This window comes from Puerhibacterium sp. TATVAM-FAB25, assembly GCF_046535855.1.
Lineage (GTDB): Bacteria > Actinomycetota > Actinomycetes > Actinomycetales > Cellulomonadaceae > Puerhibacterium > Puerhibacterium variabilis_A.
Window position 1 is genome coordinate 234,887 of the sequence record NZ_JAXUAK010000003.1, and the last position, 22,084, is coordinate 256,970.

General features: G+C 75.9%; 18 protein-coding genes and 1 tRNA gene. 6 read left to right on the plus strand and 13 right to left on the minus strand.

What is annotated here, in order from left to right; all coding sequences use genetic code 11:
- Positions 1-43: 43 nt before the first annotated feature.
- Positions 44-1,150 carry a PfkB family carbohydrate kinase gene (locus U5M74_RS05115; RefSeq protein WP_410906748.1) on the minus strand — a complete coding sequence of 369 codons (1,107 nt, stop codon included), beginning with the start codon at positions 1,148-1,150 and terminating at the stop codon, positions 44-46.
- 3 nt (positions 1,151-1,153) lie between these two features.
- Positions 1,154-1,831 carry a bifunctional 4-hydroxy-2-oxoglutarate aldolase/2-dehydro-3-deoxy-phosphogluconate aldolase gene (gene eda / locus U5M74_RS05120; protein ID WP_410906750.1) on the minus strand — a complete coding sequence of 226 codons (678 nt, stop codon included), beginning with the start codon at positions 1,829-1,831 and terminating at the stop codon, positions 1,154-1,156.
- An 82-nt stretch (positions 1,832-1,913) separates the two neighbouring features.
- Here eda and U5M74_RS05125 point away from each other — a divergent pair, with 82 nt between their 5' ends.
- From U5M74_RS05125 to U5M74_RS05135, 3 genes are read left to right on the plus strand one after another with little or no spacing between them, the layout of a single operon-like run.
- Positions 1,914-2,690 (plus strand): IclR family transcriptional regulator, encoded by a 777-nt coding sequence (locus U5M74_RS05125; RefSeq protein WP_410906752.1) that lies wholly within the window; start codon positions 1,914-1,916, stop codon positions 2,688-2,690.
- Entirely contained in the window at positions 2,687-3,082 is a 396-nt protein-coding gene (locus U5M74_RS05130) for a universal stress protein (protein ID WP_410906754.1), read from the plus strand. The genes U5M74_RS05125 and U5M74_RS05130 overlap by 4 nt, the downstream gene beginning before the upstream one ends.
- Before the next feature lie 52 nt (positions 3,083-3,134).
- Positions 3,135-4,550, plus strand: a complete 1,416-nt coding sequence (locus tag U5M74_RS05135; RefSeq protein WP_410906756.1) for an alanine/glycine:cation symporter family protein — start codon at positions 3,135-3,137, stop codon at positions 4,548-4,550.
- 75 nt (positions 4,551-4,625) lie between these two features.
- Here the strand turns inward: U5M74_RS05135 and U5M74_RS05140 are convergent, their stop codons facing one another.
- From U5M74_RS05140 to U5M74_RS05160, 5 genes are all read right to left on the minus strand, one after another.
- Entirely contained in the window at positions 4,626-5,501 is an 876-nt protein-coding gene (locus tag U5M74_RS05140; protein WP_410906758.1) for an ABC transporter substrate-binding protein, read from the minus strand.
- A gap of 83 nt (positions 5,502-5,584) precedes the next feature.
- Positions 5,585-6,079, minus strand: a complete 495-nt coding sequence (locus U5M74_RS05145; protein WP_410906760.1) for a DUF1918 domain-containing protein — start codon at positions 6,077-6,079, stop codon at positions 5,585-5,587.
- Positions 6,080-6,164: 85 nt separating this feature from the next.
- Entirely contained in the window at positions 6,165-7,916 is a 1,752-nt protein-coding gene (locus U5M74_RS05150; RefSeq protein WP_410906762.1) for a putative bifunctional diguanylate cyclase/phosphodiesterase, read from the minus strand.
- Positions 7,917-8,018: 102 nt separating this feature from the next.
- A complete protein-coding gene (locus U5M74_RS05155) occupies positions 8,019-8,957 on the minus strand; it encodes a sigma-70 family RNA polymerase sigma factor (protein ID WP_410906764.1) in 939 nt (312 codons plus the stop codon).
- Positions 8,954-10,075, minus strand: a complete 1,122-nt coding sequence (locus tag U5M74_RS05160; RefSeq protein WP_410906766.1) for an FAD-dependent oxidoreductase — start codon at positions 10,073-10,075, stop codon at positions 8,954-8,956. The genes U5M74_RS05155 and U5M74_RS05160 overlap by 4 nt, the downstream gene beginning before the upstream one ends.
- Before the next feature lie 202 nt (positions 10,076-10,277).
- On the opposite strand from U5M74_RS05160, the gene U5M74_RS05165 reads away from it, so the two are divergent.
- On the plus strand, positions 10,278-10,460 hold the full coding sequence (locus U5M74_RS05165; RefSeq protein ID WP_410906768.1) for an antitoxin: 183 nt from the start codon (positions 10,278-10,280) through the stop codon (positions 10,458-10,460).
- A 94-nt stretch (positions 10,461-10,554) separates the two neighbouring features.
- On the opposite strand, the gene U5M74_RS05170 is transcribed toward U5M74_RS05165, so the two are convergent.
- Genes U5M74_RS05170 through U5M74_RS05180 form a run of 3 tightly spaced genes read right to left on the minus strand, consistent with a single transcriptional unit; the run spans position 10,555 to position 12,602 of the window.
- Positions 10,555-11,178, minus strand: a complete 624-nt coding sequence (locus tag U5M74_RS05170) for a hypothetical protein (protein ID WP_410906770.1) — start codon at positions 11,176-11,178, stop codon at positions 10,555-10,557.
- Positions 11,175-12,032: an NAD-dependent epimerase/dehydratase family protein gene (locus U5M74_RS05175; protein ID WP_410906772.1), complete on the minus strand. Its 858-nt coding sequence runs from the start codon at positions 12,030-12,032 to the stop codon at positions 11,175-11,177. The genes U5M74_RS05170 and U5M74_RS05175 overlap by 4 nt, the downstream gene beginning before the upstream one ends.
- Before the next feature lie 48 nt (positions 12,033-12,080).
- Positions 12,081-12,602 (minus strand): GtrA family protein, encoded by a 522-nt coding sequence (locus U5M74_RS05180; RefSeq protein WP_410906774.1) that lies wholly within the window; start codon positions 12,600-12,602, stop codon positions 12,081-12,083.
- A gap of 493 nt (positions 12,603-13,095) precedes the next feature.
- Between U5M74_RS05180 and U5M74_RS05185 the strand changes: the two genes are divergently transcribed.
- Positions 13,096-15,483 carry an FUSC family protein gene (locus tag U5M74_RS05185; protein ID WP_410906776.1) on the plus strand — a complete coding sequence of 796 codons (2,388 nt, stop codon included), beginning with the start codon at positions 13,096-13,098 and terminating at the stop codon, positions 15,481-15,483.
- Between the two features lie 103 nt (positions 15,484-15,586).
- Here the strand turns inward: U5M74_RS05185 and U5M74_RS05190 are convergent.
- The 3 genes from U5M74_RS05190 to U5M74_RS05200 form a co-directional block, all read right to left on the minus strand.
- Positions 15,587-15,663: transfer RNA gene (locus tag U5M74_RS05190), tRNA-Met, on the minus strand.
- A 221-nt stretch (positions 15,664-15,884) separates the two neighbouring features.
- A complete protein-coding gene (locus U5M74_RS05195) occupies positions 15,885-18,911 on the minus strand; it encodes a UPF0182 family protein (RefSeq protein WP_410906778.1) in 3,027 nt (1,008 codons plus the stop codon).
- A 344-nt stretch (positions 18,912-19,255) separates the two neighbouring features.
- Positions 19,256-20,395, minus strand: a complete 1,140-nt coding sequence (locus U5M74_RS05200) for a PDZ domain-containing protein (protein ID WP_410906780.1) — start codon at positions 20,393-20,395, stop codon at positions 19,256-19,258.
- 148 nt (positions 20,396-20,543) lie between these two features.
- Between U5M74_RS05200 and U5M74_RS05205 the strand changes: the two genes are divergently transcribed.
- Complete coding sequence (locus tag U5M74_RS05205) at positions 20,544-22,061, plus strand: zinc-dependent metalloprotease (protein WP_410906781.1); 1,518 nt, start codon at positions 20,544-20,546, stop codon at positions 22,059-22,061.
- Positions 22,062-22,084 lie beyond the last annotated feature (23 nt).

The window sequence follows — 22,084 nt, forward strand, 5'->3', positions numbered from 1 at the left end:
GGCACCGGCGTCGTCGGGGGTCCGGCAGCGGCCGGCCGGGGCGTCAGCGCTGCACGCGCGCCGACCCGCCGCGGGCGAGCTTGGCGACCTCGGCCAGCGTCGCCGTCGTCGTGTCGCCCGGGGTCGTCATGGCCAGGGCGCCGTGCGCGGCGCCGAACTCGACGGCCTCCTGCAGGCTGTCGAGCTCCATGAGGCCGTACGCCAGGCCGGAGGCGAACGAGTCGCCGCCGCCCACGCGGTCGTAGATCTCCAGCGCGGGCCGGTGCGTGGCCTCGACGAAGCCCTCGGCGCGCGACCAGGCGATCGCGCCCCAGTCGTTGACCGTGGCGGTCCGCACGCCGCGCAGCGTCGTCGCGATGACCTGGAAGCTCGGGTACGACGCCGAGGCCTTCTCGATCATCGCGCGGAAGGCGCCGGTGTCCAGGTCGGTGAGGCTCTCGTCCACGCCCTCGACCTCGAAGCCGAGCGAGGCGGTGAAGTCCTCCTCGTTGCCGATCATCACGTCGACCAGGGACGCCAGGCGCTGGTTGACCTCCTGGGCGCGGGCCGGGCCGCCGATGCCCTTCCACAGCGACGGGCGGTAGTTGAGGTCGTAGGACACGACGGTGCCGTGCTTGCGCGCGGCGGTCATCGCCGCCTCGGCCACCGCGGCCGACGACTCCGACAGGGCGGCGAAGATGCCGCCGGTGTGGAACCAGCGCACGCCCTGGGAGAACAGCGCGTCCCAGTCGACGTCCTCGGGCTGCATCTGCGCGACCGCGGTGTTGCCGCGGTCGGAGACGCCCACGGCACCGCGCACGCCGAAGCCGCGCTCCGTGAAGTTCAGGCCGTTGCGCACGGTGCGCCCGATGCCGTCGTAGTCGCGCCACTGGATCCACGAGGTGTCCAGCCCGCCGGTGAGGACGAAGTCCTCGACCAGGCGCCCCACCTCGTTGTCCGCGAGGGCCGTGACGACGGCGCCGCGCAGGCCGAAGGCCCGGCGCAGGCCGCGCGCGACGTTGTACTCGCCGCCGCCCTCCCACACGTCGAACGTGCGGGTGGTGCGGATGCGGCGGTCGCCCGGGTCCAGGCGCAGCATGACCTCGCCGAGGGCGACGACGTCGTAGCGGCACTCGGCGGCCGGGCGGGTGGTGATCGACGGGTTGGTCACGGCTCAGACCTCCTGGCGGGCGGGGACGGCGACGGGCTCGCCGTCGCGCTGGGGGGCGGCGAGGGCCACGGCCTCGCGGGTGCGGCGGGTGATCTCGTCCCAGTCGCCGGCGGTGACGAGCGAGCGCTCGACCATCCAGGAGCCGCCCGCGGCGAGGACGGCCGGCAGGGCGAGGTAGTCGCCGAGGTTGGTGGCGCCGACGCCGCCGGTGGGCATGAACCGCACCCGCGGGAACGGCGCGCCGAGCGCCTTGATCGCGGCGGGGCCGCCGACGACGCCGGCCGGGAACAGCTTGACGACCTCGAGCCCGAGCGCGACGGCGCGCATGAGGTCGGACGCCGTGGCGACGCCCGGCAGGATCGGCACGCCGCGCTCCTGCGCCCGGCGCACGACCGGCTCGTGCAGGCCGGGCGAGACGAGGAACGTCGCGCCGGCGTCGACGACCTCGTCCACCTGCCGCTCGGTGACGACGGTGCCGGCGCCGACCAGCACGTCGGGGCGCTCGGCGGCGACGGCCGCCAGGGCGTCGAGCGCGCCGGGCAGGCGCAGGGTGATCTCGGCGACCGGCAGGCCGCCGGCCAGCAGGGCGTCGGCGAGCCGCAGCCCCTCCTCCGCGCCGTCGACGACGACGACGGGGACGATGCGCAGCGCGCCGATGCGCTCCAGGACGGGGGTGTCCATCGTGACTCCACTTCCTTGCGTTTCGCGATGGTGAACGTGTGTTGTATCGTGCGGAACGGACAGTAGCAGGAGGGAGCCGGCGATGACAGAGGCGAGCCCGATCGGGAGCGTCGACAAGGCGCTGACGACGCTGGACGCGCTCGCCCGGGCGGGCGCGGCGGGCGCGCCGCTGGCGGCGCTGGCGGACGAGGTCGGCGTGCACAAGACGACGCTGCACCGCACCCTCGCGGCCCTGCGCCACCGCGGCTACGCCGAGCAGACCCCCGACGGCCGGTACCGCCTCGGGGCCGCCGCCGTCGCGCTCGGCACCACCTACCTGCACGAGGAGAACCTGCCCGGGCTGCTCCGCCCCGCCCTGACCGCGCTGTGCGCCGAGGTGGGCGAGCTGGTGCACCTCGGGGCGCTGGCGGGGCGGGAGATCGTCTACCTCGACAAGGTCGAGCCGCAGCGCGCGGTGCGCGTGTGGTCCGCCGTCGGGCGCCACCGCCCCGCGGCGACGACGGCGCTCGGCCGCGCCTGGCTCGCCGCGCTGGAGGCGGCCACGGCGCCGCTCGACGCGGCCGAGCTCGCGCGGTACGCCGACGGCGTCACCTCGCCCGAGCGGCTGCGCCGCAGCCTCGACGCCGCCCACGACCGCGGCTTCGCCGAGGAGGACGAGGAGAACGAGGCGGGCATCGCCTGCGTCGCCGTCGCCGTCCTGCGCGCCGGGCGCCCCGTGGCCGCGGTGAGCATCACCGCGCCGGCCGAGCGCCTCGCGGGCGACGACCGGCGCGCGCGGGCCGTCGCCCTGCACGCGTCCGTGGCCGCCCTGCTCCCACCAGGCCTCTCGCTGGCCGGTCGTGAGAAGGTGAGCGCATGACGGTGCTCGTGGCCTGCAACACGTCCGCGCACGGCGAGGCCGCCCTGCGCGCCGGCATCGCCGAGGCGGTGCGACGGCGGCTCCCGCTCGCGGTGCTCGTCCTCGACCCGCCGCCCGGCGGCGAGGCCACCGTGCCGTCGCCGCTGGCCGAGGCGCTCGCCACGGTCCCGGAGGACGTGGTCGTCGAGTCGGTGACGTTCCGGCGCGAGGAGGACGAGCCGGCGGACGCGATCCTCGACGCGGTGGACGCGATCGCCGCCACGCTGGTGGTGGTCGGCTCGCGCAAGCGCTCGAGCGACGGCACCTTCATGATGGGCACGACGACGCAGCGGGTGCTGCTCGACGCCCCGGCCCCCGTGCTCGTCGTCAAGGACGTGTACGACACGCCCTGACCGCACGGGCGGTGTGGTGCCGGTCACGCCCCGAGGGTTACGGTGACCCGCCATGGAGAGACTTGCCGAGGCCGTCGCCACCGTGGGCTCCTTCGTCTGGGGCCCGTTCCTGCTCATCCCCCTGCTGCTCGGCACCGGCCTCTTCCTGACGATCCGGCTGCGCGGCGTGCAGTTCCGCAAGCTCGGGCCGGCCCTGCGCCTCGGCCTGCTGCAGCGCCGGGAGAAGGACCAGGGCGGGCAGGGCGACATCTCGCACTACCAGGCGCTCACCACGGCGCTGGCGGCCACCGTCGGCGTCGGCAACATCGCCGGCGTCGCCACCGCGATCGGCATCGGCGGCCCCGGGGCCCTGTTCTGGATGTGGGTCACCGGCCTGGTCGGCATGGCCTCCAAGTACTCCGAGGCGTTCCTCGGCTCGAAGTTCCGCGTCGTGGACGAGCGGGGCGAGCAGCGCGGCGGGCCGCAGGAGTACCTCAAGCGGGCCATCCCCGGACCGTTCGGCAAGGTGCTCGCGGTGACCTTCGCCGTCTTCGCCGCGCTGGCCGCGTTCGGCATCGGCAACATGACCCAGACCAACACGATCGCCCACTCCCTCGACGAGACGTTCGGGGTGCCGCCGCTGGTCTCGGGCGTCGTCATCGTGCTGTTCGTCGGCGTCGTGCTGCTGGGCGGGATCAAGCGCATCGGCGCCGTCACCGCCTCGTTCGTGCCGCTGATGATCCTGTTCTACGTCGTGGCGGGGCTGGTGGTCCTCGCCGCCAACGTCACCGCGATCCCCGACGCCCTGGCGCTCGTGTTCACCGACGCGTTCACGGGGACCGCCGCGACCGGCGGGTTCGTCGGCTCCACGGTGGCGATGGCCCTGCAGTTCGGCGTGGCCCGCGGGCTGTTCTCCAACGAGTCCGGGCTGGGCTCGGCCGCCATCGTGGCGGCCGCCGCCAAGACGCACCACCCCGTGCGCCAGGGCCTGGTGTCGATGACCCAGACCTTCATCGACACGATCATCGTCGTGTCCTTCACCGGCCTGGTCATCATCACCTCGGGCGCCTGGCAGTCGGACGCCGAGGGCGCTGCCATGACCGCGGAGGCGATGTCCAGCGGACCTCTGGCGTCCGTGGGCGCCGCCGTCGTGGCCGTCGCCGTCGTCTTCTTCGCGCTGTCCACCGTGATCGGGTGGGCGTACTACGGCGAGCGCTGCGCCACCACGCTGTTCGGGATCAGGGCCTCGTTCCCCTACCGCACCGTCTTCACGCTGGTGTGCCTCGTCGGCGCGCTGTGGGAGCTGGACGTGGTGTGGGGCGTGGCCGACGTCCTCAACGGCCTCATGGCCCTGCCGAACCTCGTCGGCCTGCTCGTGCTGTCGGGGCTGGTCGCCCGCGAGACCAAGGCGTACCTGGCGCGCGACCCGAAGCTGACCGACCCGCCGTCGGCGCTCGAGGACCACGCGCCGCTGGACGTCGGCCGCTGACGCGGCGGTCCCGGCGGCGGACTGCGCCCTGCGCGCCGCCCGCCGCCGGCCGGGCGACCCGGCCCGTCGGCCGGGTCAGCCGAGCTCGGGGATGTCGTCCGACCTGAGCCACTCGGTGCGCAGCTGCGCGAGGGTGCCGTCCGCCTCGAGCGCCTCCACGGCCTGCGACACGCACGGCGTCAGGGCCGAGCCCTCGTCCATGACCAGGCCGAGCTGCTCCGGCTCGCCGACGGTCGGCAGCGTGCCGACCACCTGCGTGCCGGGGAAGTACACGGTGGACGCGGCGACGCCCTGGTCGACGTCCATCACCATCGCGTCGACCTGCCCGGCCGACAGCGCCTGCATGCCGTCGCCCGCGGCGTTGAACGGCACCACCTCGACGGCGTCGCCCCACGCGGCCTCCGCGGCGTCGAGCGAGGTCTGGGCCGCGGTGACGCCCACCTTCGCGCCCTCGAGGTCCGCGAGGGACGCCGCGTCCGCGTACCGGCCGTCGTCCGCGACGATCACGCCCTGGCGGCTGGTCAGGTACGGGCTCGAGAAGTCGACCACCTGCTCGCGCTCGTCGGTGATCGTGGTCTGGTAGGCGGCGAGGTCGAACGGCTTCTCGGCCGGCGCGATGATCTGGTCGAAGGTGACGTCGGCCCACTCCACCGCGTCGCGCTCGTAGCCGAGCCGCTCGGCGACCGCATACACCAGGGCCGACTCGAAGCCCTCGCCGGAGTCCTTCTCCCCCACGTACCAGGGCTCGTAGGGGTCGCCGGCGCCCACCGTGAGCACGCCGTCGGTGAGCGTGGGCAGGGCGCCGGGCTCGCAGGTGGCGGAGGCCGACGGCGACGCGCCGGCGCCGCCGTCGGCGGTGCCGTCGGTGGTGCCGTCGGCCGAGCAGCCGGCGAGGGCGAGGGCCGAGGCCGCGGCGGCGACGAGCGGGGTGACGAGGCGGGAGGTGCGCATGGTCCGAGCCTAAGCGGCCGCGCCCGGCGCACGGCCGCTCGTCGCGCCGACCGTCATGCGGGCGCCGCGGGCCGGTGCGGCCGTCAGGCGTGCACGTGCCCCTGCACGCCCGTCGCCGCGGTGATGTCGCGCTCCGCCTGGCCCAGGAGGCTCTCGGCCAGCCGCCGCAGCGCCCGGCCGGCGGCGATCTCGTCGCCGACGACGGCGCTGTCGGCGTCGCCCGGGTCCTTGCGGGCCCGCCCCACCGAGCGCAGGCTGCCGACGTCGCCCGCGACGAGCGTGGCCTCCGCCGTGGTGCTCGGCCCGGACGCGACCATGGTCACCTGCACGTGCCACGTGCGGGTGTGCGGGTGCTCCACCGTCCGTCCGCCGGCGTCCTGCCCGCCCGCCGCCTCGCCGGGCTCGACCAGGGAGTCGCTGCCCGGGAACACGAGCGTCTCGTCGCCGGTGTCGCTCCACCGCACCCGGTACGGCGGCGCCCCGTCCGCGCCGCGCACCTCCGTGACCACGCCGTCGCGCACGGGGCCGCCCACGCGCCCCGACGCCTGCACGATCCGGTCTCCCACCGTGGCCCTCATCGTCGCCCCTCCGTCTCGTCGTCGAGTGGTCCGGACAGGTCCATCATGCGTCGGGACGCCTCGCGGCGGGAGGGCCGGCGAAGGGTCAGGACGCCGCCGCCTGCTCCAGGTCGGGCGCGGGCCGGGGCCGGCTGATGAGGTAGCCCTGGGCGGCGTCGCAGCCCAGCTCGCGCAGCCGCTCGAGCTGGGCGGCGCGCTCGACGCCCTCGGCCACCACGGTGAGCCCGATGGTGTGCGCGGCCCCGATCACGCCGGACAGCAGCTGGGCGTCGGCCTCGTCGGAGTCCAGCCGCGCGACGATGCTCTGGTCGATCTTCAGCGTGCTGACCGGCAGGCTGCGCAGCCGGCCGAGCGAGGAGTAGCCGACGCCGAAGTCGTCCAGGTGCACCGCCACGCCCGCGGCCTGCAGCCGCTGGAGCTGCTCCACCGCGAGGGGCAGGTCGGCGATGGCCGCCGTCTCGGTGACCTCCACCTGGAGCAGCCGCGGCGGGATCCCCGCCTCGGCCGTGGCGCGCAGCACCTGCTCGGTGAGCCCGGGCTCGGCGAGCTGCACCGGCGACACGTTGACCGACACCGCCCAGTCGCGGCCGTCGTCGTGCCAGGCCCGCGCCTGCGTGCACGCGGTGCGCAGCACCCAGGCGCCGAGGGCGTGGATCTGCCCGGTCTGCTCGGCGAGCGGGATCACCTCGGCCGGCGAGACCGTCCCCAGCTCCTCGTCGGTCCAGCGCAGCAGCGCCTCGACGGACTCGACCCGACCGGTGCGCAGGTCGAGCTGCGGCTGGTAGTGCAGCCGCAGGCCGCCGCCGTGGGTCAGGGCGTGGTTCAGCCGGCGCCGCAGGAGCGCACGACGGGTCGGCGCGCCCGCCTCCTCGACGGTCCGCAGCCGCCCGACGCGCGCCTTGCCGGCGCGCTTGGCGCGGAACATCGCGCGGTCGGCCCGCTGGAGCAGCTCGTCCAGCACGCCGAACACCGGCTCCTCGTCGTCGATCTCGCTGCCGACGGCCACCCCGACGCTGGCCGAGACCTGCACCCGGTGCTCGTCGACGACGAACCGTTCCTGCGCGGCGGCGGCGACGCGGTCGGCCACCGCCGTGGCGGCCACCTCGTCGACGTCGGTGAGCAGCACGGCGAACTCGTCCCCGCCGAGCCGGCCGAGCAGGTCCTGCGGGCGCACGCACGCGGCCAGCCGCTGCGCGAACACCACGAGCAGCTCGTCGCCGGCGCGGTGCCCGAGGGTGTCGTTGACCTCCTTGAACCCGTCGAGGTCCACGTACAGCACGGCCAGGCGCGACCGGTCGGCGCCGGCGGCGAGCAGGCCGGTGCCGTGCTCGTCGAGCATGCGCCGGTTGGGCAGCCCGGTCAGCGGGTCGCGCATGGCGATCTCCTGGAACACCAGGCCGATCTCGCGGAAGATCGCCGCGACCGACGCCGCTCCGGTGGAGCCGTCCGCGTGCAGCACGAGCACGTCGTCGTCGCGCAGCGCCTCGCGCTGGGTCAGCAGCACGCCCGCGACGTCGCGCAGCGGCAGGCCGGCGTCGACGCGCAGGCCGTCCGGCTCGACGATGTCGCCCACCACGGCGCGCGCGAGCAGCGCACGGCCGTAGCCGAGGCGGCCGCTGAGGTGCCGCTCGAGGGCGGCGCGGGTGAGCAGCACCGGCGCGTCGAGGCCGACGACCGCCACCGCGCGCAGCGCGGGCTGCTCGCGGAACGTGCGCCCGACGACGCTGACCGGGTCGTCCGCGCGCACCTGGGGGACGGGGTCGCTCAGCTCGCCGATCGTGCGGACGCGCTGGTCAGGGCCGAGAGCGCCGGCGCCGGAGGGCGAAGGGGAGGTCATGCCCCTGCTATCGGCACCGCGGGCGGGGAGTCGAGGCGCCGGCGGGTGAACATCGGGTGTCCGTCGGGCGTCGGGCCCCTCGGCGGGCGTCGGGCACGCCTGTCACGGCGTGCGGCCCGGCTGCGCGAGGCCGCCCAGCCGGGCCAGTTTGTGCGGGTTGCGCACCACGTAGAGCTCCTCGACCACCCCCGCCGCGACGGCGAACTGGAAGGCCGCGGTCACGGCGCCGTCCTCGACCGCCAGGGCCGCGAGCTCGCCGTTGAGGACGGCCGGCACCACGCGCGCGTCCTGCCCGCGCGTGCGGCGCAGGCCGAGCAGGAAGCGGACCACCGCCTCGGCCCCGAGGACCGGCCGGCGCGCCGCGCTGACCAGCCCGCCGCCGTCGACCGTGAGCACCGCGCCGGGTGCCAGCAGCGCGAGCAGCCCGTCGATGTCCCCGTCGCCCGCGGCGGCGAGGAACCGCTGCACGGTGCCGGCGTGCTGGGCCGGGTCGACGGCGAACCGCTCGCGGCGCTCCTGCACGCGCCGCCGCGCCCGGTGCACGGCCTGGCGCACCGTCGCCTCCTGCCCGTCGACGACCCGCGCGATCTCGGCGTAGGAGAAGCCGAAGACCTCGCGCAGCGCGTAGCAGACGCGCTCGTGCTCGCCGAGCGTCTGCAGCAGCACGAGCAGCGCCGCGGAGACCGCGTCGGCCTCGACGGCCCGCTCCTCCGGCCCCGGGCCGCCGGAGCCCGTGCTCCCGGTGCCCGCGCCGCCCGTGCCCGCGCCGCCCGTGCCCGCGCCGCCCGGCAGGGGCTCCGGCAGCCACGGGCCGACGTACTCCACGCGCCGCCGCTCGCTCGAGCGCAGCACGTCGAGGGAGCGGTTGGCCGCGACCCGTGCGAGGTAGGCGCGGGGCTCGTCGACGTCGCCGGACCGCCTCGCCCAGCGCTCGTAGACGTCCTGCACGACGTCGTCGGCGTCGGCGACCGAGCCCAGCAGGTCGTAGGCGACGGAGAAGACCAGCCCGCGGTGGCGCAGGAAGACGTCGTCGTCGCTCATCGGCGCGCGAGGTCCCGCGGCCCCGCCGGCCACCGGAAGGAGCCGGGACGCCGCGCCTCGCCCGCCAGCCACCGCAGCGTCTGGCGGCAGACGAGCTCCTTGACCGCGGCGGCGGGGCGGCCGCGCAGGCGCACGGCGCGGGCGGTGTCGTCGGGGCGCACGACCTGGATGATGCCATCGCCGCGGCCGAGGCTCACGCACTGCAGCGCGAACCCCGCGTCGAGCCGCTCCGCCGGGCGCCCGGCGACCGTCGCCAGCACCACGTCCGCCGCGTGCGCCCCCAGCGGCAGGGCGACGGCGCAGCCCATCCGCAGGTGCGCGCCGGCCGGGCCGGTGACGCGGACGCCGTCGCCCGCGCCGACCAGGCGCGGGTGCCCGGGCACGCGCAGGTCGCCCGCGACGAGCAGGCGCCCGGTGTCGTCGACCGGCAGGCCGCTGTCGGCGGCGAGCGACGCGCCCACGAACCCGTCGGCCCGCACGGTGAGGACGACGGGCGGCAGGGCCCGCTCCTCGCGGTGCACGGACACGCCGAGGCGGCGCAGCCGCGCCTCGACCACCTCGCCGCCGCGCGTGCCGAGCGCGCGGCCCACGCCGTCGCGGGCGAGCAGGTGCACCGCCAGGTCCGGGCGGCGCCCGCGCAGCTCGGCTGCCAGCTCGATGCCGGTGTGCCCCGCGCCGCGCACGAGCACGGCGGCACCGGACGGCAGCGCGGCGACCCGCTCGCGCGCCCGCGCCGCGGACTCGGCCGTGGCGACGTCGTGCCGCTCCGCGGCGCCCTCCCCCGCGCCGCCGGGGCCGCGCCGGCCCGTGGACCCCGCGGCGTACACGAGGTGGTCGAAGGCGAGCTCGCGGTCCGCCAGGCGCAGCCGCCCGCCGGCGTCGACCCGCACGGCGCGGCCGACCTCGAGCCGTACTGCCGGGTGCAGCAGCCTCGCGAACGGCACGGTGGGCAGCCCGCGCCCTCCGGCCGCGTGCTCGTGCAGCCGGATGCGCTCGACGAACTCGGGCCGCTCGTTGACCAGCACCACCTCGAGCGCCCCCGCCGAGCGTCCCGCCAGGCGGTTGGCCGCCATCACCCCGGCGTACCCGCCACCCACCACCACGACCTGCACCGTCATGTCTCCTCCTTCACCCGACCTCACCCACAGGACGGCTCGGCCGGTCGGTTCGTGACAGTGATCCGCGCCACAGGTGGAGCAGCCGGGCCCCGCGACCGGGTATCGCGCCGAGATGCGACCGCCCGCGACGGCCGGCAACCATGGGTGGGCACCGGCCCCCGACGGCCGGTGACGGCCCTGGACATCGACGAGAGGACGCACCGTGGGTATCGACGACCTGAAGAACAAGGCCTCGGACGCGCTGAGCAGCGACAAGGGCGAGAAGGCGTCGGACGCCGGCCTCGACAAGGCGGGCGACGCCGCCTCGAAGGCCACCGGCGGCAAGCACGACGAGCAGATCGACAAGGGCACCGACCAGGCGGACAAGCGCCTCGGCACCGAGTGACGACACCCGTCACCGCCCGACGCTGACGAGGGTCCGGACCGCGCGGTCCGGGCCTTCGCCGCGCTGACGAAGCTGGCCGCCCCTCGGTCCGGGCCTAGCAGGGGCCGCCGGTCAGCTCCCCGGCGCTGACCGGGTGGCCCGGCTCCGGGTCGACGATCACCCGCGTCACCTGCGTGATCGCCCGCATGCAGGCGTCCGACCGCGACCGGGGCGCGCCCGCGCCGCCGACCCACACGTCGAGCCAGGTGGACGCCCCGCGCGGGTAGCCGGCGTGGCACGGCCCGTCCTGGGGTCGCGGGCCGTCGCCGCAGGTGTCCTCGACGACGAGGTAGCGCCGCAGGCTGGGCACGTAGAACCGGGTGCCCGCCGGCCAGTCGAGCTCGTCCCGGTCGCCGATGATCGTGTGGCCGACCGCGACCGTGACGGGGTCGGCGTAGGTGCCGGTCCCGCCGGCCTCCTCGTGGACGACCGGGTGGGAGATCCCGGCGGACCCTGGTGGCGTGTTGTCCCAGTAGGAGTAGCCCGTGAGGTAGGCGGTGACGGTGCGCTCGCCGCCGGACCGCCGCGAGCCGGCCAGGCTGCCGACCGCGACGGCCGCGCCGACCACCACCACGAGGGTCGCGACGACCGCGAGACGTCCGCGCACGCGGGCTGAGTCCCCCGCCACCTCCCCCGGCACCTCCCCCGGCATCTCCCCCGGCACGGCCGTCCTGCTCACACCCGGTCGATCCAGCTGTGCTGCGGCTCGTACCCCAGCTCCTCGCGCGCCTTGCGGATGCTCAGCAGGGTGCTGCGCCCCGAGACGTCGCCGGTGACCGGGATCTCGGCGTAGCGGCCCGTGAGCACCGTGGAGTTGTCCGCGCGCAGCACCGTGTCGGCCGCGGCGATGATGAACACCTCGGCGCCGCGCCGGTCCGCCTGGAGCGCCCGCCGGACCGCCTGCGCGCCGTCGCGGGCGTCGATGTAGCCCCACAGGTTCCAGGCCCGCCGGCTCGGGTCGTCCTGCCACTCCTCGAAGCGGGCGTAGTCCTCGTCGGTCATGACGTTCGAGAACCGCAGGCCGATGAGCGACGCCTCCGGGTCCCACCGGGCGAAGTGCCGTGCCACCTCCTCGTCCACCGCCTTGCCCAGCGAGTAGCTCGACCCGGGCCGCACGGGCTGCTCCTCGTCGACGGGGAGGTACGGCGGCAGCTCGTCGAACGGCAGGCCGAGCAGCGTCTCGCTGGACGCCCAGACCACCTTGCGGACGCCCGCCGCCCGTGCGGCGGCGAGCACGTTGTACGTGGCCGCCGTGTTGTTCCGGAAGATCACCGCGTTCGGGGCGTTGCCGGGGGCCGGGATCGCACCCAGGTGGACGACCGCGTCGAAGGCGCCGCCCCGGTCGTCGGTGCGGCCCGCGACGGCCTCCAGGACCTGGCCGTGGTCGGCCAGGTCCACCACCGTGCTGGTGACGCCGGCCCGCGCGGGGACCGGCACGCGGTCCACGGCGTGCACCCCGTGGCCGTGCGCGACCAGGTCCTCCACCACGACGCGCCCGAGCTTGCCGGCCGCGCCGGTCACGAGAATCCTCATGCGCGCATCCTCGCGCCTCGGCCGGGCCGCGGCGCGCGGAGGCCGGCCTCAGGCGCGGGCGGGCTCGCGGCCCGCGGCAGGCCCGGCCCGCAGCACCCGCCGCATCACGAAGAAGTTGACCAGGCCCATGAGGCCGTTGACGGCGTAGACGAGCACGACGTTCCCGAGGCGGCCCGAGTGCGGCATCGCGTGCTGCCAGAGCGTCAGGGCCATCGTGCTCATCCCCATCCCCAGCAGCGCGGTGCCGCCGCCGGCCACCTGGCTGCGCCGCCAAGAGGCGGCGTGGGTGGCGCGGAAGGTGAACCCGCGGTGCAGGGCGCTGCCGGTCACGGTCGACACGGCGGTCGCCACGAGGTGCGCCGCCTGCGCCGAGACGGCCGGGGCCAGCCCGAGCGCACCGACGACGAGCCCGTAGAGGACGCTCGAGGCGACGCCGATCGCCCCGAAGCGCCAGCCCGCTCCGCGGGCGCGGGGCGTCGTGGGGTGCTGACGGGGGCCGCGAGCCGGCCCGGGAGTCGGTCCGGACGTCGGTGCGGAGGTCGTGGTCGCGACGGGTGCCTGGATGCTCACGGTCCTCTTCGGGTCACCGGGTCCGCGCGGGGGGCCGACGACCGGGGTCACGGGCTGGGGATCGGCGCAGCGCGACGCGGCGACGGCTGCGGTGTGCCACGGCACCCTCGCGCACCGACGACCGGCAGCGAGCCGGTGAGGGGGCGGGCGCCCGCGGGCGTGGTCGACGGCCCGGACCTGGGGGTCCGGCGTCGGCCGGTCGTGTCGCTGCTCGTCAGGAGGGCGCCACGGGCGCGTCGCGGTCGTCACGGTCGGACCACCGCGCGAGGCGGCGACGGTGGTGTCAACGGCTCACCGGGACCAGGCATTCCTGCTTCGCCCGCCCGGTGACGAGCCTCACTCGGTGGACAGCAGCGATCGCCCCGACGCCGCCGCCCGGCGTCCCTCGTCCCTGGATCGTGACGCGCCGGCGGTCCCGACGGCCAGGCCGGGCGGCGGCCCACCCCGTCACGGGGGTGGGCAGGGGGCCGACCGACCGGCAGAATCACAGTGGATGAGGTGGCTCGACTGGGCGCGACGACACGACCGCAACCTGGCGGCGTTGCGTCGGGCCGCCCGGGGCGCGCTGGTGATGCCGCTGGCGCTCTATCTCGGCCTGGAGGTCGTCGGCAACGAGCACCTCGCGCTGTTCGCGGTGTTCGGCTCGTTCGCCGTGCTGCTCCTGGCCGACTTCACCGGGCCGATGCCGCAGCGGCTGCAGGCCCAGGCGGCGCTCGGGGCGGCCGGCGTCGGGCTGGTGTGCCTCGGGACGCTGACCTCCGCGCACCCCTGGCTGGCCGCGGTCGGGATGCTGGCGGTGGGGCTGCCGATCCTCTTCGCCGGCGTCGTCAGCTCGATCCTCGCGAGCGCGACCCCGGCGCTGCTGCTGGCCTACGTCCTGCCGGCCTGCCTGCCGGCACCGGCGAGCGCGATCCCGGAGCGGATCGCCGGCTGGGGCCTCGCCGCCGGCCTCGGCCTGCTCGCGGTCGGGCTGCTGTGGCCGACGCCGACCACCGACCCGCTGCGCGAGCCCGCGGCCCGCTGTCTGCGGCTGATGGCGGCGCGGATCCGGGCGGAGGTCGCCTTCGCCGCGGGCGGGCCGGGCGCGCCCGGCCTCGCGCAGCGTGAGCGGGCGGTCGCGGCCTCGGACGCGGCGGCCGAGGAGCTCCGGCTGGCCTTTCTCGCCGCGCCGTACCGGCCGACGACGCTGAACACCGTCGACCGCGCCGTGGTGCGGCTGGCCGACGAGCTCGAGTGGTTGGCCCAGGCGGTGCAGCGCGGCCGGCCCACCGCAGCGGCCGCCCACCACGTCGACCCGGAGGTCAGCGCGGCCCAGCTCGCCACAGCCGACGTGCTCGGCCTGTCCGCCCGGGTGCTGCACGACCCCGCGGCCGGCAGCCGCGACCTCGAGGCCCGGGTCGCGGGCCTGCGCACCGCCGTCGAGGCCCTCGACGACCACGTCGTGAGCGCGCTGGCCGGGCGCGCCGAGGGCTGGGCCCGCACCGGCGCCGACACCGACACCGACACCGACACCGACGCCCGCGACCTCACGCTCACCGCGCTCGACCCGATGTTCCGCTCCCAGGAGCTCGCGTTCGGCGCCTGCCAGCTCGCGACGAACGTCGTGCTGGCCTCCGCGGCGTGGCGACGGACCTGGGCCGACCGGCTCCTGGGCCGCCAGCCCGCCGGGATCTCGTCCGGCTGGGCGGCGGCCGTCGAGCGCGGCTCGGCGCACCTGCGGCTGCGCTCGGTCTGGCTGCAGAACAGCGTGCGCGGCGCGGTCGGGCTCGCGCTCGCGGTGCTCGTCGCCGACAGCTCGGGCATCCAGCACGCGTTCTGGGTCGTCCTGGGCACGCTGTCGGTGCTGCGCTCCAACGCCCTCAGCACCGGGCAGCAGGCGCTGCGGGGCCTGCTCGGCACCGCGGTCGGGTTCGGGGTCGGCGGCCTGCTGGTGCGCCTGATCGGGACCGACGAGCCCGTGCTCTGGGCGGTGTTCCCGCTCGCGGTGCTGGTAGCGGGCTTCCTTCCGGCGGCGATCTCGTTCGCGGCCGGGCAGGCCGCGTTCACGGTCCTGGTGATGATCCTGTTCAACCTGCTCCAGCCGGCCGGCTGGCAGGTCGGGCTGGTGCGGGTCGAGGACGTCGCGCTCGGCTGCGGCGTCAGCCTGCTCGTCGGGCTGCTGTTCTGGCCGCGGGGCGCCGGAGCCGAGCTGCGTCGCGCGATCGCCGGGGCGTACGGCGACAGCATCCGCTACCTCGACGCCGCCGTCGGCTACGGGATGGCCTGCGGCGAGCGCGGGCCGGCCGCGGCACCACCGCCCACGATCGGCGCCACCGCCGCGTCCGCAGCGTCGCGCCGCCTCGACGACGCCTACCGCACCTACCTCACCGAGCGCGGAGCCAAGCCCTCCTCGCTGGCGAACGTGACCAGCCTGGTCAACGGTGTGGTCGGCGTGCGGCTGGTCGCCGACGCCGTCGTCGCGCTCTGGCAGCGCGACGGCGCCTCGGCCCCGGCGCCGCGACCGGCGGCCCGCCGCGGCATCGACGACGCCGCGCACCGGCTGGTCGGCTGGTACGACGCCCTGGCCCGCAGCCTGGTCGGCGACCGCACCGTCCCCGACCCGCTGGCCCCCGCCGCGCCGCCCGAGGGGCTGGTGGACGCGCTGCGCGGCGACCTGACCAGCGCGGATCCCGGCCGCACCGCCACCGCGGCCCGGCTGGTCTGGACCCACGACTATCTCGACGCGGTGCGCCGCTACCAGCGCGCGCTGGTCGAGCCGGCCCGTGAGGCGCAGCGGGCGGCCGACGCCCGGGACACGCGACGGTCTGGCTGGCTGCTGCCGCGCGAGCGCGGGGTCGTGCCGTCCGGACGCGGGACCACGCCGTCGGACGGCACCGGCTGAGGCGCCGACGCCCGCCGCAGCACCTGACCTGCACAGGAGACGACGAAGGCCCCCAGGGTGATCCCTGGGGGCCTTCGTCCAGACCTGCCTTCGCAGATCCGTCTGGTAGCGGGGGCAGGATTTGAACCTGCGACCTCTGGGTTATGAGCCCAGCGAGCTACCGAGCTGCTCCACCCCGCGTCGACTCCCTGAACATTACGCGACCCGGGCGCCGGACGCCAAATCGGTCATCTGTGACGCCCGACACCCCGCCCGACACCCCGGCCGACACTCCACCAGCTGCGGCGGCCCCGCGGGGCCCGCGGCCCAGGAGGACGGGGGCCGGAGACGCCGCGGGGCGGCCCCTCCTGGGACCGCCCCGCGGCGTCGGCCCGGCGCTCGGCCGGGCGGGCCTGCCGGCGTCAGCCGGCCGCGCCCTCCAGCTCGTCCTCGGCCGCGACGGCCGCCTCGAGCGCCGACTGCAGCCGCTCCTGCGCCTCGCCGTAGGCGGCGAAGTCGCCCTCCTGCAGCGCCGTCTGACCCTGCTGCAGGGCCTCGTTGGCGTCCTGGAGCGCAGCGTCCAGGCGGGCCCGGGCGTCGCCCGTCGGCGCGGGCGCCGGCTCCTGCGTCGTCGTCGGCTCCGGCGAGGGCTCCGGCTCCGTGGCGCCGCCGCCCTCGTCGACCGGCGCCGTGGGCGCCTCGTCCTCGGCATTGCCCTGCGCGTCGCCCGCGTCGGCGCCGGAGTCGCCGCCGAACACCTGGTCGAGCGCCTCGTCGAGCGTCTCGGCGTACCCGGTCTGGTCGCCGAACGCGACCAGCACGCGGCGCAGCAGCGGGAACTGCGTGCCGGTGGCCGACTGGATGTAGACCGGCTGCACGTACAGCAGACCGCCGCCCACCGGGAGCGTCAGCTGGTTGCCGCGCACCACCGACGACGAGCCGCGCTCGAGGATGTTGAGCTGCTCGGAGATCGTCGGGTTCGAGTCGAAGTTGTTCTGCACCTGGCCGGGGCCCGGCACCGTCAGGTCGCGCGGCAGCTCCAGCAGCCGCAGCCTGCCGTAGTCCGGCGACCTCTGGCCCGCCTCCGACCCGGCCTCCGCGTCGACCGCCAGGAAGCCGGTGAGGATCTGCCGGTTGGAGTTGCCGCCGGGGATGAAGGTGCTCGTCAGCGAGAACGCGGGGCTCTCCTGCCCGGGCATCTGCAGCGTCAGGTAGTACGGCGGCTGCAGCGGCGAGCTCTCGCCCGACTGCGTCGGGTCCGTGGGGTTGGCCCAGAAGTCCTGGCCGGAGAAGAACTGCTCGGCGTCGGTGACGTGGTAGTCGCGCAGCAGCGTGCGCTGCACCTTGAACAGGTCCTCCGGGTAGCGCAGGTGGCTCATCAGGTCGCCGGAGATCTCCGACATCGGCTCCACCGAGGTGGGGAAGACGCTCTGCCACGCCTTGAGGACCGGGTCGTTCGGCTCCCACGCGTAGAGGGTCACCGAGCCGTCGTAGGCGTCGACCGTGGCCTTCACCGAGTTGCGGATGTAGTTGACCTGCTCCGGCAGCTCGATCGGCGCGCCCTGCTGGGCGGCCAGCGTGAGGGAGTCCGTGACCGACTCCTGCAGCGGCGTCGACGTGGAGTACGGGTAGGCGTTCGACGTCGTGTAGGCGTCGACGATCCACTTGACGCGCCCGTCGACGACGGCCGGGTAGACGCGGTTGTCGAGCGTCAGCCACGGCGCCACCTTGGCCACGCGCTGCTGCGGGTCGCGGTCGTAGAGGATCTGCGACTCGTCGGTGACGCGGTCGGAGAACAGGATCTCCTGCGCGCCGAACTTCAGCGCGTACAGCACCTTGGCGGCGAGGTTGCCGATGCTGGGGCCGGCGGTGACCTCCTCGGTCGGGAAGGTGGTGTTGACCTGCCCGCCGCCCTCCTCGTCGTCGGCCTGGTAGTCGAGCTCCCACGGCTCCGCGTCGTCCGGGGCGCCGACGATCGAGTACGTCTCGGTGCTCGGGCTGAAGTAGATGCGCGGCTCGTACTCCTCCGCGCCGGTCAGCGCACCCTCGGTCGGGATGCCGCCCTCGAAGAACGCCGGCCGCCCGTCGGGCCCCGGCTGGTCGCCGTAGGCCGCCACGACGCCGTAGCCGTGCGTGAACACCGTGTGGTCGTTGACCCAGTTGCGCTGGTTGGCGCCCAGGCCGTCGAGGTTGAGCTCGCGGACCGCGATGACGGTGTCGCGCGACTCGCCGTCCACGGTGTAGCGGTCGACGGCGAGGTTGTCGGTGAAGTCGTAGTACTGCTTGTTCTGCTGCAGCTGGCGGAACGACGGGCTGACCACCTGCGGGTCGAGCAGGCGGATCGACGCCGCGGTCTCGGCGTCCTCGCGCAGCGCGCCCTGCTCGGCCTCGGTCGTCGCGTCGTACTGCTGGGTCTCGACGTCGTCGAGCGCGAACGCGGTGAGCGTCGAGTCGATGTTGCGCTGGATGAACTCCGCCTCGAGCTCCTGGGCGTTCGGCGTGACCTGGAAGCGCTGCACCACGGCCGGGTAGATGCCGCCGATGGCGACGGCCGAGACGACCATGAGGCCGACGCCGATCGCCGGCAGGCGCCAGTTGCCGCGGAACGCGGCGATGAGGAACAGCACGGCCACGAGGATCGCCACGCCGGCGAGGATCGCCTTGGACGGGATGACGGCGTGCACGTCGGAGTACGACGCGCCGTCGAACTTCTCGCCCGACGCCGTGAGCACGGAGTAGCGGTCCAGCCAGTAGTTGGCGGCCAGCAGCATCATGAACAGCGCGGCCAGGACGGCCAGGTGGATCCGCGCGGCGCGGGTGGTGCGGGGCGTGCCGGGCGGCACGGGGCCCACCCGCAGGCCGCCGTACAGGTAGTGGGTCACCAGCGCGGCGATGGCGGACACCACGACGACGGAGATCAGCAGCCCGACGGCGAAGCGCAGCGCCGGCAGCTGGAACACGTAGAACCCGTGGTCGATGCCGAACTGCGGGTCCTGCGTGCCGAACGGCTGGGAGTTGATCGCGAGCATCACGGTGCGCCACTGCGCGGACGCGGCGACGCCGGCGAAGAACCCGACGACGACGGGCGCGGCGATGGTGACGACGCGGCGCAGGGGCTCGACCGCCTCGCGGTACTGGTCGAGCGTGGCCTGCTCCGGCGTCGTCGGCGCGTAGACCGGGCGCGCCCGGTAGGCGGCCGAGAAGGACCAGTAGACGGGGCCGGCCATGAGGACGAACCCGATCGCGAACAGCACGGCGCGGGCGATCCACTGGGTCCACACCACGCGCTCGAACCCGAGTGCGTCGAACCACATCACCTCGGTCCAGAACTGGGCGAGGATCAGCACCGCGGCCACGACCGCCGCCAGCACCGCGACCGTGACGACGATCGGGCTGCGGCGGCGCCGTGACGACGGCGGTCCGGGACGACGGGGTGGGGCGAAGGACACGGGCACCTCACTCGGGGGCTTGCTCGGTTCGGACGGCCCGGCTCCGGCGGGGCACCTCGCGCGCGAGGCACCGCCGGACACAGGACCTCCCAGGGAAACGCCCCTGGTGGTTCCCAGGTTCCCACCGATCCCCCGCCAGGTCAGCCCCGACGGTCACGAACTCGTCACGATCTCGCCGCGGGCGGCCCTCGGCGCCCCGGGAAGGCGCCGTCCGGGAGGCGGGCAGCACGCCGTCGGGACGCCGCCGGACCGCCGGCGGGGCCCGGTCGGGGCGCTGCCTGGACTCCGTCCGGCGACGACGGCGCCGTCGGCGCCGCCGGACGACCGTCAGGACGGGACGACCGTCAGGAGCAGGTGGGCAGACCGTCGGCCTCGCCCGCGCCGATCGCCTCGATCGCGTCCCGCGCCTCGGCCAGCGAGGCGACCTTCACCACGCGCAGACCGTCGGGCACGGCGCCCACCACCTCCGGGCAGTTGTCGGCCGGCGCGAGGAACCAGTCGGCGCCGTCGCGCTCGGCGGCGCGCAGCTTCTGCACGATGCCGCCGATCCGCCCCACCGCACCGTCGACGTCGATGGTGCCCGTGCCGGCCACGACGGCGCCGGCCAGCTCGTCCTCGGGCGTGAGCTCGTCGACGATCGCCAGGGCGAACATCAGCCCGGCGCTCGGGCCGCCGACGTCCTCGATCTTGATCGTCACGTCGAGGGGGAAGTCGTAGTCGGCGGCGACGTAGACGCCCAGCGCCGCGCGCCCGTCGCCCTCCGTCGTCGTGACGGCCAGGTCCCGCTCCTGGCCGTCGCGCTCCACGCCGAGCACGACGTGGTCGCCCGGGGTCACACCGGACAGCAGGTCGAGCAGCTCGGCGTAGCTCGCCACGGCCTGCCCGTCGAGGCTGCGGATGACGTCGCCGGCGGCGACGACCTCCGCGGCCGGGGCGTCCTCGACCGCGCCCGCCACGGTGAGTGTCGCGGGCACGTCGTACCCCAGCTCGGTGAGGGCCGCGGCCGTGGCGGCCTCCTGGGAGCTGGTCATCTGGGCGGCGCTCTGCTCCTCCTGCTCCTCGCGCGTGACCTCCTGCGGGAAGACGACGGAGGCCGGCAGGGCGGCGCGCGCCGGGGACGCCCACGCGAGCAGCGCGTCCGCGGCGAAGACGTCGCTCACGGGGCCGCCGCCCACGGAGACCGTGGTCAGCCGCAGCTCGCCGGTCGACGGGTAGGTGGGCGCGCCCTCGACGTCGACCAGCTGCTCCTCGCGGACGTCGTCGCCCGTGCCGACCGTCTGGGTGCCGAGCGTGTCCTCCGTGGGGCCCGGCATGCGCACCGCGTACGCCGTCGGCAGCACCAGCGCGGCCGCGCCGAGCAAGGCCGTGGCCAGCGCGGACACCGCCAGGGTGACCGTGCGAGGGCTCGCCGGCGGCGCGGGGACGACGGCGGGCTCGGCGTCGTCCGGGAGCAGGGGCCTGAGGCCGTGGTCGGTGGACGTCACCGGCCCATCATCGCCGCTCGCTGCGCTGTGGGCGAAAGCCGGCACCGGCCGCCCCGGGCCGCCGTTGGCCTGGTTACGGTGAGTGACGACGGCGCGGGGAGCCCCGCCCGCGGCGCGCACGGCCGTCGACGACCCGAGGAGCACGCGAATGACCCCAGACCAGCCCGGAGACGGCGCCGACAACGAGCGCATGCTGCGCGAGATGCTGCAGCAGCTCTTCGGCGACCGCGCCGACGAGGTGCTCGCCCAGATGCGCGCCCAGGGCTTCGACCCCGCGGCGCTGGCCGGGGCCGGGATGCCCGACCCCGCGACGGTGCAGCAGGCCCTGGCCCAGGTGCAGCGCATGCTCGCCACCCCGGGCGACGGGCCGGTCAACACCGATGTGGCGCACGACCTGGCGCGCCAGGTGGCCGTCGCCGAGGGCGACCCGTCGCTCACCGGCGGCCAGGTCCGCGAGGTGACCGAGGCGCTCACCGTCGCCGAGCTGTGGCTCGACGCCGCGACCGGTCTGCCGCCGTCGGGCGGGCCGAAGCACGCCTGGAGCCGCTCCGAGTGGGTCGAGGCCACGCTGCCGGCGTGGAACGCGCTCGTGGCGCCGGTCGCCTCGTCCATGGCCGACGCCCTGGCCACCGTCCTGGCCGACCAGATGCCGGGCGGCATGGACCTGTCGATCGAGATGCCCGGCATGCCCGCCGGGGCGCTCGGCCCGCTCGGCGTCGGCGGCGGGCTGGGCGGCGGGCTCGGCGGGCTGGACCCCGCGCAGCTGCTGCGCCGCCTCGGGTCCGCCGTCTTCGGCATGCAGGTGGGGCACGCCGCGGGCACGCTCTCGCGCGAGGTGTTCGGCGCCACCGACGTCGGCCTCCCGCTGCTGCCCGGGCCGGGCACGGTGCTGCTGCCGAGCAACGTGGCCGCGTTCGCCGACGGCCTCGACGCCCCGGCGGACGAGGTGCGGCTGTTCCTCGCGCTGCGCGAGGCCGCGCACGCCCGGCTCTTCGCGCACGTGCCGTGGGTGCGGGCGCACCTGCTCGGCCTGGTGGAGCAGTACGCCCGGGGCATCACCATCGACCTCGACGCGCTCGAGCAGCAGGTCCGCGACGTCGACCCGTCCGACCCCGACGCGCTGCGCCGGGCGCTCGCGGGCGGCGGCGTGTTCGGCCTGCAGCCCACCGAGGACCAGAAGGCCACCCTGCTGCGGCTCGAGACCGCGCTCGCCCTCGTGGAGGGCTGGGTCGACGAGGTCACCGCGCAGGCCGCGCTGCCCCACCTGCCGCACGCCGTCGCGCTGCGCGAGATGCTGCGCCGCCGGCGCGCGGCCGGCGGCCCGGCGGAGCACACGTTCGCCTCGCTGGTCGGCCTCGAGCTGCGCCCGCGCCGCTCCCGCGACGCCGCCGCGCTGTTCTCCCGGGTCGCGCTCGCGGGCGGGACCGAGGGCCGCGACGCCGTCTGGGACCACCCCGACCTGCTGCCCGGACCCGTCGACCTCGACGACCCGGCGGGATACCTCGCGCGGCGCGAGGCGCAGTCCACGGCGCACCCCGACGTCGACGCGGCGCTCGCGCAGATCTTCGCCGCGGGCGACGCCGACGCCGGGGACGCGGGTGCGGCCGACGCGGGCGAGCCCGGCGCCGAGGGCCCGGACGGCGGATCGCCGGACCGGCAGGACTGACCGCCGGCGCCGGCGGGGCTCGC